The organism is Marinactinospora thermotolerans DSM 45154, assembly GCF_900167435.1.
GTDB classification, from domain to species: domain Bacteria; phylum Actinomycetota; class Actinomycetes; order Streptosporangiales; family Streptosporangiaceae; genus Marinactinospora; species Marinactinospora thermotolerans.
Map to the genome: position 1 here is coordinate 690586 of NZ_FUWS01000001.1, position 10535 is coordinate 701120.

Genomic DNA, 10535 nt, shown 5'->3' on the forward strand with positions numbered 1-10535 from the left:
CTGCGGTCACTGTGGAATGGGTGGGGATGGTGGGATGGGGCCATCAGGCCGACGCGGTGCTGCCGGGGCCGTGTCGCGCGTCCGCCTGCTCTCGCAGGTCGGCCCGGTAGTGGCGCATCCAGTCGCGGATGCCGATCAGCGCGAGCACGAAGAAGAACCCGTAGACGATGCCCGTGACCCATAGCCCCGACATCAGGGCGAGGGGGACTCCGACGAGGTCGACGATGATCCAGACCACCCAGAAGTCCACGAGCCCCCGGCTCTGGCCGAAGGTGGCGATCGCGCTGCCCACGAAGATGAAGGCGTCGGGCCAGGGCGCCCACGAGACGCCCGTGTAGTCGAACAGCAAGGCCATCGCGACGGTCCCGCCGACGAGCAGGCCCGCCAGCAGGCCCCGCTCGCGCGCCGTGGCCGGACGCACCGGGAGCTCGGCGCCGCCACGGGTTCCCTTGGCCCATCGGTACCAGCCGTAGACGACGATGACCGCGAACATCACCTGCTTGAGGGCGTTGCCGGTGAGATGGGCGTCGATGGAGACGGCGAACAGCAGCACGGTGCCGACCAGCTGCACCGGCCAGGTCCAGATCGTGCGCCGGATCGCCAGGGCGACCGTGCCCAGCGCGGCGGCGTTGCCGATGAGGTCGGCCCAGCGGACATGCTCGCCGAACAGGGTGAACCCCGCGTAGGCCCACTCCAGCCACCAGACCCCGGTGTGGACGGCGCTCATCGCGCGGCCTCCCCCGTACCCGTCGACGTTCCCACGCCCACCAGGCGCTCGACGTACTTGGCGATGACGTCGACCTCGAGGTTGACGGTCGCGCCGACCCCCTTGTGGCCCAGCGTGGTCAGCTCCAACGTGGTGGGGATGAGGCCGATGCCGAAGGAACCGGGGGCGACGGTGACGACGGTGAGACTGACCCCGTCGACGGCGATGGAGCCCTTCTCCGCGACATAGCGGGCCAGCCGGTCGGGCAGCGAGATGCGGACGGTCTCCCAGTTCTCGCCGGGGACGCGTTCCAGGATCTCGCCGGTGCCGTCGACGTGGCCCTGGACGATGTGGCCGCCGAGGCGGTCGGAGACGCGGGCGGCGCGTTCCAGGTTGACGGGGGATCCGGGGACGAGGGCGCCGAGGCTGGAACGCTCCAGTGTCTCCCTCATCACATCGGCGGTGAAGCGGCCGTCGGCGACGGAGGTGACGGTGAGGCAGGTGCCGTTCACCGCGATGGAGTCGCCGTGCCGGGCGTCGGAGGTGACGGTGGGGCCGTGGATCGTCATCCGGGCGGCCTCGCCGGCGGTGCCGACGGGATCGACGGCGACGACCTCGCCGAGTTCTTCCACGATTCCGGTGAACACGAGGGAGCCATCCCCTTACCTGGTCAGGCTCCGGGGATGTGCGTGAGCGGCGGACCGCCGGGACTCCGGGTTCCCGTGGCCGTGCTGGACGACGGAAAGCCGGTCTCCCACGCGCGCTGCCTCCCATCCGGACTTTCACCGTCGGTACCGGAATTCCACCGGTTCAACCGGCCGATGGCTTCGGCCGGGTCGCGGACTGTCACCGCCGGTTCGGACTTTCACCGACCCCGGAGCACGCGTTCGAAAACGTCTCGCCCAACAGTTTGCCACGCCCGGGTATTCCCGGCGTCGCGCGGGGCGGGAACACGGACGTGGCCGGCCACCACCTCCGTGGTGACCGGCCACGCGAAGTCGCCGGTGGGAGGGCCGGTCAGCCCGCCGCCCGTTCGGCCCGGGCGCGCAGCGCCTCGACCGCGCCGGCCGGGTCCTGGGCACCGTAGACGGCGGAGCCCGCGACGAAGACGTCCGCGCCGGCCTCCGCGCACCGTTCGATCGTCTCCTCGCTCACCCCGCCGTCGACCTGGAGCCACACGGCCGCCTCGCGGTCGCGGATGAGTTCGCGGGTACGGCGGATCTTGGGCAGGACGACGTCGAGGAACTTCTGTCCGCCGAAGCCGGGCTCGACCGTCATGAGCAGCAGCATGTCGAGCTCGGGCAGCAGTTCGGCGTAGGGCTCGATCGGCGTGGCCGGGTTGAGCGCGAGCCCGGCGCGGGCGCCCTGGGAACGGATGGAGCGCAGCGTGCGCACGGGGGCCCGGGCGGCCTCGGCGTGGATGGTGACGCTGCCCGCGCCGGCCTCGGCGTAGGCGGGGGCCCAGCGGTCGGGGTCCTCGATCATCAGGTGGCAGTCCAGCGGCAGTGTGGCGGCCTTGTGCAAAGCCTCCACGATGGGCAGCCCCAGGGTCAGGTTGGGGACGAAGTGGTTGTCCATGACGTCGACGTGCAGCCAGTCGGCGGAGTCGGCGACGGCCGCCGCCTCGTCTGCGAGATGTGCGAAGTCGGCGGAGAGAATGCTGGGTGAGATCTGGATTGCCACGGTCCCGAGTTTAGGGTGGCCGCACGGCACCGGGCCGACCGGCCCGCTGCGGGCGCGTGCGGGGGTGGGCTCGCCCGCGTCCGGCGGCGGGGGCTCGGTCAACTCCGCCTTACCGTCTCCCGGCATGGCTTTGTCATGACCAGGCCCTTCCTCTGTTGGGTTTTGATGCGCGAGAGCCCACTATGAGGCGTGGCCCGGAAAATCACCTCTCTCCTCCCGATACCGGGTCGGAAGCGAGCGGTCCATGACAGACCGGGCAACGAAGCCGACGACGCCTCCTGCCAGAGGGGAAAACCCAGTATGAAAACGATCGTTCTACGCCGCCTGGCCTTCACCGGGATCGCCGTCTCCGCGCTCGCCCTGGGCGCCCCGGCCGTCGCGTCGGCCGACGTCTACTACGCCAAGGAGGCCAACGGCTCCGGGCCGCACGGCTCCCACTCCTACCAGGTGGTCTCCTACGTCAAGGACGGGAAGGCCTACTACTCCAAGTCCTGGAGCCACAGCGGCCACCACGGTTCCGCGTCGGGCAACGTCACCAGCGGAACGGCCTGACCCCGCCCTGGCGCGCGCCGGCCGTGGGGAACCCGCACCGCTCCCCACGGCCGACGCGTATGCCAGGGGCGGGGTCAGCGCGCGTCGGCCGGCGCCTTGCGCAGCAGGGCCAGGAACATCGCGTCGGTCCCATGGCGGTGCGGCCAGAACTGCGCGAAGTCGCCCGCCGCCACCTCCGGCACCTCCGCGAGATGGTCGGCCGCGCGCAGCAGCACCGCGTCGGAGCGCCCGGCCAGCACCGCGCGCACCACGCCCTCGGTCTCGCCCAGGTGGGGGGAACAGGTCACGTAACCGACCACGCCCCCCGGCCGGGTCGCGTCCAACGCCCGATCCAACAGGGCGCGCTGGATCGGCTCCAGCTCCGCCGCGCTGGCCTCGCTACGCCGCCACCGCGACTCCGGACGGCGCCGCAGCGCCCCCAGCCCGGTGCAGGGCACGTCCACCAGCACCCGGTCGAACACGCCGTCACGCCAGGCCGGGCGGGTGGAGTCGGCGACGACCACACGGGCCGCGTCACGCACCGACCGTTCAACGGCGCCCGCCACCAGACGGGCCCGGGCCGGTTGCACCTCGGCGGCCAGGAGCCGAGCCTCGCGCTGTCCGGCCAGCCCGCCGAGCAGGCCCGCCTTACCGCCGGGGCCGGCGCACATGTCCAGCCAGCGCGTGTCGGCGCCCTCGACCGGGACCCGGGTGAGCGCCAACGCCACCAGCTGACTGGCCTCGTCCTGCACCGCCGCGCGGCGCTGGCGCACCGACCGCAGCGCCGCCGGATCGCCCTCGGGCAGGTAGGCGGCGAAGGGGGAGTAGCGGGCCTCCTGCGCGCCTTCCTCGATCAGCTCGGCGACCGCGGCACGGCCCGGTTTGGCGACCAGGGTCACCCGAGGGCGCTCGTTGTGGGCGACGAGCAGGCGCTCGGTGTCGGCCAGGTCGCCCCCGGGATCCTCGCCCAGGGCCGCGGCCAGCGCCTCGACCATCCAGCGCGGGTGGCTGTGCACGACCGCGAGGTGACCGACCGGGTCGACGGCGCGCTCGGGAGCCACGATCGCCGTCCACTCCTCCAGCGTGCGGGCGCTCACCCTGCGCAGCACCGCGTTGGTGAAACGGGCCCGGTGGTGGCCGACGACCCTGCGCGCGACGTCGACCGTCGCGCTGACCGCGGCGTGCGGCGGGATCTTCGTCGCCAGCAGCTGGTGCGCGCCCAGCCGCAGGAGCGGCAGCACCTCGGCGTCCACCGAACGCAGCGAGCGGTCGACGCAGGCGTCCAGGATCGCGTCGTAGGTGCCCTGGCGGCGCAGCGCGCCATAGGTCAGCTCGGTCGCCAGGGCGGCGTCGCGGCCGCTCACCCCGCGTTCGCGCAGCAGCGACGGCAGCAGCAGGTTGGCGTAGGCGTCCCGCGTGTCCACCGCTCGCAACACGTCGTAGGCGATCCGCCGGGCCGGGTCCTTGGGCGTGGGCGGCCCTCCGGCGGGCCGGGGGCCCCGGCGCGCGGGACGATAGGGGGAACGGGAACGGTCACTCACGGTCGTATCAGCCTCATGCCAAGCGGGAACTGGGCGGCCCGAGATCGCGGGCCACCCATCGAGGGTACAGAGAGGCACAGGTCAGTGCGGACGGAACAGGGGCCGACCGCCGCGCGGCGGCGCCCTCTCCGCTCACTCCCCGCCGAGGCGTTCGTCGGCGCCCGGGCGGACGCCTCGGGCCCAGTCCACGGCCGACATCAGCCGCTTACCCTGGGGCTGCACCTCGCCGAGCTCGACGGGGTGGGTGGCGGTGCCCACCAGGACGCGCTTCTTGTCCGCGGAAAGACGACCCGGCGGCAGCGCCGGGGCGTCGAGGACCGGCACGACCGGACCGAGTTTGATCCGGGTCCCCCGGAAGGTGCTCCACGCCCCGGGGGCCGGCGTGCACGCCCGGATCAGGCGGTCCACGCGCATCGCGGGGGCCTCGAAGTCCACCCGCGCGTCCTGGGACGTCAGCTTCGGGGCGTAGGAGACCCCATCGGGGCTCTGCGGTCGAGCGGTGAGCTCACCGCGCTCGATCCCGTCCAAGGTGCGCACCAACAGGCCCGCCCCGCTACGGGAGAGGCGGTCCAGCAGGTCACCGCTGGTGTCACGCGGACCGATCGGCTCGGTGACCGCGCCGAAGACCGGACCGGAGTCCAGGTCGGGCTCGATCTGGAAGGTCATCGCGCCGGTGACGTCGTCGCCGTGGAGCACGGCGTGCTGGACCGGCGCCGCGCCACGCCAGGCCGGCAGCAGCGAGAAGTGCAGGTTGACCCAACCGTGGCGGGGGATGTCCAGCGCGCTTTGACGCAGCAGCGCGCCGTAGGCCACCACCGGGCAGCAGTCGGGCGCGAGCTCCCGCAACCGGTCGAGGAAGGCCGGATCGCTCGCCTTCTCGGGTTTGAGCACCTCCACCCCCGCCTCGGCGGCACGCTGGGCGACGGGGCTGACCGACACCCTGCGGCCACGGCCCGAGGCCGCGTCGGGACGGGTCACGACCGCGACGACCTCGTGGCGGGACTCCAGCAACGCCTCCAGGGACGGAACCGCCACCTCGGGCGTGCCGGCGAAGACCAACCTCATGTACGACCCCACACCTTCAACGTTCGACATCTGACCGGCGGCGCGCCGCGGCCAGTCTAGTCCGGCCGCTCCCGGGACCGGGGTTCCTGCGCCGGCCCATCCCCGCCCCCGGCCCGCAGGACGCTCAGCTGGGACGGTCGCTCCCCTCTGGTAAGACTGGCAGTGATGACCACACAGCCCGGCCCCGATGAGGAGGCCCTCTTCGACGTGCCCCGCGCGGCGGCCCCGAAGAGGACCGCGGGCGCGGCCCCCGCCCGGCGCCGCCCCGCGGACACGCTGCCCGTCGCGCGCGTGGTCGTCGACACCCCGCTGCCCCACCTGGACCGGCCGTTCGACTACCTGGTCCCCGATTCCATGGACGCCGAGGCGGTCCCTGGATGCCGGGTCCGGATCCGGTTCAACAACCAGGTGCTCGACGGTTTCCTCGTGGAGCGCGCGGCCGAGTCCGACTTCACCGGCCGCCTGTCCTACCTGCACCAGGTGGTCTCCTCCGAAGCGGTGCTCACCCCGGAGGTCCACGGACTCGCCCGAGCCGTCGCCGACCACTACGCCGGCACGCTCAACGACGTGTTACGCCTGGCCATCCCTCCGCGGCACGCCCGGGTGGAGAAGGAGCCCGTGGGCGAGGTGCCGCCCCCGCCGCCCCCACCCGCCCCCGGACCGTGGGCGGAGTACCGGGACGGGGCGGCCTTCCTGGCGGCCCTGTCGTCGGGCCCGCCGCCGCGTGCCGTCTGGAACGCGCTGCCCGGCCCCGGGTGGGCCGACGCGATCGCGGTGGCCGCGGCCACGACCGTCGCGGCCGGACGCGGCTGCGTCGTGGTCGTCCCCGACGGCCGGGACGTCGCCGTCGTCGACGCCGCGCTCCGCTCCCTGCTGGGGCCGGACCACCACGTCGCGTTGACCGCCGACCTCGGCCCGGCCGAACGCTACCGCCGCTGGCTGGCGGTGCTGCGCGGACGCGCCCGTGCCGTCGTGGGCACCCGCGCGGCGATGTTCGCGCCGGTCCACGACCTGGGCCTGGTCGTGCTGTGGGACGACGGCGACGACGTCCACGCCGACCCCCACGCCCCCTATCCGCACGCCCGCACCGTGCTGGCCATGCGCGCGCACCGCGCCGGCGCGGGTGCCCTGATCGGCGGGTTCACCCGGACCAGCGACGCCGCCCGGCTCATCGAGACGGGCTGGGCCCTCCCCCTCACCGCCGACCGGGAGCTGCTGCGCCGCAGGGCGCCGCGGATACGCGCCGCGGGCGACGACGTCGAACTGGCCCGTGACGAGGCCGCGCGTTCGGCCCGGCTGCCCAGTCTGGCCCTGCGCGTGGCGCGCGAGGCCGCCCGCGAGGGCCCCGTGCTGGTCCAGGTCCCCCGACGGGGCTACCTCAACGCCCTGGCCTGCGCGAGCTGTCGGGCCCCCGCGCGTTGTGACACGTGCCAGGGTCCCCTCTCCCTGCGCAGCGCGCACGCGATGCCCTACTGCCGTTGGTGCGGCCGGATCTGCGGCGAGTGGCGCTGCCCGTCGTGCGATCACCGGCGGATGCGCGCGAACGTGGTGGGGGCGCGGCGAACGGCGGAGGAACTGGGGCGGGCCTTCCCCTCGCTCCCGGTGCGCACGTCGGGCCGCGAGGAGGTGTTGACCGAGGTCGGTCCCCGGCCCGCCCTGGTCGTGAGCACCCCGGGAGCCGAGCCCGCGGCCGAGGGTGGATACGCGGCGGCGCTGCTGCTGGACGGCTGGGCCCTGCTGGGCCGCGCCGACCTGCGCGCGGCGGAGGAGGCGCTACGTCGCTGGTGCAACGCGGCGGCGCTGGTGCGCCCGGCCACCGAGGGCGGACAGGTCGTCGTGCTGGCCGACCCGTCCCTGCCGGTCACCCAGGCGCTGATCCGCTGGGATCCGGGAGGGTTCGCCGAACGGGAGCTCGCCGAGCGCCGCGAACTGGGTTTCCCGCCGGCCGTGACCATGGCGTCGATCACCGGAGATGCCGCGCGGGTCCGGGAGCTCGTGGAGGGACTGGACCTGCCGCGGCAGGCCGAACTGCTGGGACCGGTCCCGGTCGGGAGCCCGGGCAGGGACGAGGCGACCGAGCGCGCGTTGCTGCGTGTCCCGCGAGGCGAGGCCGGGTCCTTGGCCGCCGCGTTGAAGGCCGCGGCGGCGGCGCGCAGCGCGCGCCGGGACGAGCGTCTGGCCCAGGTCAGGGTCGACCCCCTCGACGTGATCTGAGCGGGCCGCCGCGTCCCTGGCGGTCCGCCCGGCTTCATCTACGTCTCACATCGCGGCGCCCCATCCCCATTTGGTGCTAATGTTGATAGCACCATGTTGCTGACGCTCGATCTGAACGATCCCCGGCCGCTCCACGAGCAGGTCGCCGGCGCGATCCGACGCGCCGTCGGCGAGGGTGGATACCGGCCGGGCGATCGGCTGCCTCCCGCGCGCGAGCTCGCCGCGGCGCTCGGGATCAACGCCAACACCGTCCTGCGGGCGCTGCGCGACCTCCGCGACGAGGGGATCCTCGAATTCCGGCGCGGCCGGGGGGTCACCGTGGCGGAGCGTCCCGCCGGGCGGGCCCTGATCGAGCAACGGGCACGCGACCTCCTCGACGAGGCCGCGCGCTACGGCTACGGGCGCGACGACCTCATCGACATCCTGAAGGAGCTGCCATGACCGACCGGATTCGAGCGCCGATCCTCGCGGGGGTGTGGGGGACGCTGGTGGGGGCCGCCCTGGCCGCCCCGCCGTTGGCGCTACGCGACCGCCTGCCCGACCCCGTGGCGATCCACTGGAGCGGCGCGGGAGCCGACGGCTCCGCCCCGTTGCTCACCTTCACCGTCCTACCGGTCGCGGTGTGGCTGGTCGGCGTCGCGATCGCGATCGGCCTGGCGCTATGGGGACAGACGCTCACTCACCGGTCCGGCCGGGTGTACTGGTGGGGATTCCTCATCGGTGGAGGCGTGTTCCTGGTCGGGCTCTCCCTGCTCACCCTGGACGCCAACCTGGACCGTTCCTCCTGGTCACGTGCCGACCTGAAGGAGTGGGGGGTGGCGGTGGTGATGGCCGCGTCGCTCGCCACCGGCGTGCTCGCCGGCTGGCTCGGCCGCGGCGCGCCCGACGTCCCCACCGACACCACGCGGCAGCCGCCCGAGCTGCGCCTCCGTCCCGGCCGGCGATCGGTGTGGGTGGGCCGTGGCGCCAACCCCTGGCTCGCCCTCCTGGCCGCCGGATCCTTCTGCCTGGTGTTGGCCACCCTGTGGACGGGCGGCGTCGCCGGCGGAGAGGCCGGTGGTCTCATCGGCCTGGCCGTCATCCTGGGCCTCGTCGGCCTGTTCACCTCGTCGGTCAACGTACGGGTGACCGAACAGGGCGTCGCGGTGGCGTTCGGTCTCTTCGGATGGCCGGTCCACCGGATCCCACCGGAGAGGATCGCGCGGGCCAGGGCACAGCAGCGCACCCCCGGTCACGTCGGCGGATGGGGGATCCGGGGGCGTCCGGGCAACATGACCGTCATGCTGCGCGCCGGGGAGTGCCTGGTCATCGACTACCGTTCCGGGGGCCGGTTCACCGTCAGCGTGGACGACGCCGAGCGCGGCGCCTCCCTCATCAACGCCCTCGTCGCGGGGGATCGGTCCGAGCGCTGAGTCGAACGGCGCGACGCCACGGGGCGGAGGGCGGCGGCCTCTAGTGGACGCCGAGCACGTCGACGACGTAGACCAGGGTGTCGTCCTCCGAGATCCCCAGGGATTCCTTGCCACCGGCCGCGCCGTAGCCGTACTCGGGTGGAGCGACGAGCATCACCCTGCTGCCGACCCTCACCCCGGGAAGCTCCGCGTCCCAGACGGGGACGATCTGCCCGCTTCCCACCGGGAAGGCCGTCGGACGCCCGCCCCAGTCCCACGTGCTGTCGAACACGGCACCGTCGTCCCAGGTCACCCCGGTGAACTGGACGACGACACGATCCCCCTTCCGGATCTGTGGCCCCTCCCCCTCGATGAGGGGGACCGCCACCGGTTCGGTGGGGGGATCGCCGTCGGGGACGTCGATCCGCGGCTCGCTCCCGGGCTCCTGCTCGACCGAGGGCAGGTCCGGGTCCGAGACGGGACGCATCTCGCCCTCGACGGTCCGCGCGGCCGGATAGTGCGTGACGATGTCGAGGACGTGCAGGCCGGCCCCCTCACTCCCGTCCGGTGGTCCGGACTCCGAGGAACCCTTTGGAACCGCGACGGCCAAGCGCGTCCCCTCACGATGGCCGGACAGGGAACCGGCGCCCTCGGGCACGTAGGCGGCGAACTCCTCGGTGGAGAGCAGGACCTGCTCTCCCACCGCGTGGGAGGAGAAGACGGGTTCGCCGGGGGAGCCCTCGGCCCAGTCGTAGGAGACGAGGTCGGCGACGACCAGCGCGTTGGCCCCGACCTGATCCCCCTCCCCCTCGATCACCGTGTCGATGACGACCCCATCGGGAAGCGGGCCGAACTCCCCCACCCTGGGCTCCGCACCGAAGGAGCCCGAGATCTCCGGAAGCTCCGAGGCATCCGCCTCACCGCCGCATCCCGTAGCGGCCAGGACCAGAAGGACGACCGCCCCGGCCAGACCTTCCCGCCTCACCGCGATACCTCGTACTCCGACATGTAGACCTTGGCGGGCCCCTCCTCCGAAGGATCCGGATACAAGACCACCGCCATGACCTCCGTACTGAAATCACCGACAAGGGCCTCGCAACCCCGCGGAGGCCCCGGGTAGCGCTCCAGATCCGCAGGATCGATCCGAAGCCGCTCCCGTTCACGCTCGGCCAAAACATCACCGTATGACAGGAAATTCCCTACCTGCTCACAGACGGATTCCGCGGCCTCATGATCATCGATCACAAAGCTGATCCAATAGACGACCCGCCCGTAATCATCGAACCCCGAATCCACACTGACCTCCCGCATCCCCTCAGGCAACGACAGGTCACTGAACTCCGCGAACCCCTCCAAAGACGCCTCAGGCGGAGACACCGTAGGATCCGGAACCTCCCATCGAGG

At 73.0% G+C, this 10535-nt stretch carries 11 protein-coding genes and 1 riboswitch; of the genes, 4 read left to right on the top strand and 7 right to left on the bottom strand.

All coding sequences use genetic code 11. The annotated features are described in order from the left end of the window. Positions 1-43: 43 nt before the first annotated feature. The 3 genes from pnuC to rpe form a co-directional block, all read right to left on the bottom strand. Positions 44-727, bottom strand: a complete 684-nt coding sequence (gene pnuC, locus B5D66_RS02935; RefSeq protein ID WP_078759976.1) for a nicotinamide riboside transporter PnuC — start codon at positions 725-727, stop codon at positions 44-46. Then, the gene (locus tag B5D66_RS02940; RefSeq protein ID WP_078759977.1) at positions 724-1353 is read right to left on the bottom strand and encodes a riboflavin synthase; all 630 of its coding nucleotides are present in this window, start codon (positions 1351-1353) and stop codon (positions 724-726) included. Before B5D66_RS02940 ends, pnuC begins: the two co-directional genes overlap by 4 nt. A gap of 109 nt (positions 1354-1462) precedes the next feature. Next, positions 1463-1593: riboswitch (FMN riboswitch) on the bottom strand. Positions 1594-1723: 130 nt separating this feature from the next. Next, complete coding sequence (gene rpe / locus B5D66_RS02945; protein ID WP_078760050.1) at positions 1724-2389, bottom strand: ribulose-phosphate 3-epimerase; 666 nt, start codon at positions 2387-2389, stop codon at positions 1724-1726. Between the two features lie 300 nt (positions 2390-2689). Here rpe and B5D66_RS02950 point away from each other — a divergent pair, with 300 nt between their 5' ends. Further along, complete coding sequence (locus B5D66_RS02950; protein WP_078759978.1) at positions 2690-2941, top strand: hypothetical protein; 252 nt, start codon at positions 2690-2692, stop codon at positions 2939-2941. A gap of 74 nt (positions 2942-3015) precedes the next feature. On the opposite strand, the gene B5D66_RS02955 is transcribed toward B5D66_RS02950, so the two are convergent. Continuing rightward, complete coding sequence (locus B5D66_RS02955) at positions 3016-4461, bottom strand: RsmB/NOP family class I SAM-dependent RNA methyltransferase (protein ID WP_078759979.1); 1446 nt, start codon at positions 4459-4461, stop codon at positions 3016-3018. Between the two features lie 132 nt (positions 4462-4593). Further along, a complete protein-coding gene (gene fmt, locus B5D66_RS02960; protein ID WP_078759980.1) occupies positions 4594-5526 on the bottom strand; it encodes a methionyl-tRNA formyltransferase in 933 nt (310 codons plus the stop codon). 165 nt (positions 5527-5691) lie between these two features. On the opposite strand from fmt, the gene B5D66_RS02965 reads away from it, so the two are divergent. From B5D66_RS02965 to B5D66_RS02975, 3 genes are all read left to right on the top strand, one after another. After that, entirely contained in the window at positions 5692-7740 is a 2049-nt protein-coding gene (locus B5D66_RS02965) for a primosomal protein N' (RefSeq protein ID WP_078759981.1), read from the top strand. A gap of 93 nt (positions 7741-7833) precedes the next feature. Beyond that, a complete protein-coding gene (locus B5D66_RS02970; protein WP_078759982.1) occupies positions 7834-8181 on the top strand; it encodes a GntR family transcriptional regulator in 348 nt (115 codons plus the stop codon). Next, positions 8178-9152, top strand: a complete 975-nt coding sequence (locus B5D66_RS02975; protein WP_078759983.1) for a hypothetical protein — start codon at positions 8178-8180, stop codon at positions 9150-9152. Before B5D66_RS02970 ends, B5D66_RS02975 begins: the two co-directional genes overlap by 4 nt. A 40-nt stretch (positions 9153-9192) precedes the next feature. Here the strand turns inward: B5D66_RS02975 and B5D66_RS02980 are convergent, their stop codons facing one another. Together B5D66_RS02980 and B5D66_RS02985 are read right to left on the bottom strand one after the other, a co-directional pair. Further along, positions 9193-10116, bottom strand: coding sequence for an FKBP-type peptidyl-prolyl cis-trans isomerase (locus B5D66_RS02980; protein WP_078759984.1), 924 nt, complete (start codon positions 10114-10116; stop codon positions 9193-9195). Continuing rightward, a partial coding sequence (locus tag B5D66_RS02985) for a hypothetical protein (protein WP_235000664.1) occupies positions 10113-10535 on the bottom strand: 423 nt, incomplete at its 5' end. The genes B5D66_RS02980 and B5D66_RS02985, both read right to left, overlap by 4 nt.

What these genes read in the sequence shown, in the direction of transcription:
- B5D66_RS02975 (WP_078759983.1), top strand. Translation starts at nt 8,178, where the DNA reads ATGACCGACCGGATTCGAGCGCCGATCCTCGCGGGGGTGTGGGGGACG.
- pnuC (WP_078759976.1), bottom strand. Translation starts at nt 727, where the DNA reads ATGAGCGCCGTCCACACCGGGGTCTGGTGGCTGGAGTGGGCCTACGCG.
- B5D66_RS02965 (WP_078759981.1), top strand. Translation starts at nt 5,692, where the DNA reads ATGACCACACAGCCCGGCCCCGATGAGGAGGCCCTCTTCGACGTGCCC.
- B5D66_RS02950 (WP_078759978.1), top strand. Translation starts at nt 2,690, where the DNA reads ATGAAAACGATCGTTCTACGCCGCCTGGCCTTCACCGGGATCGCCGTC.
- B5D66_RS02970 (WP_078759982.1), top strand. Translation starts at nt 7,834, where the DNA reads ATGTTGCTGACGCTCGATCTGAACGATCCCCGGCCGCTCCACGAGCAG.
- fmt (WP_078759980.1), bottom strand. Translation starts at nt 5,526, where the DNA reads ATGAGGTTGGTCTTCGCCGGCACGCCCGAGGTGGCGGTTCCGTCCCTG.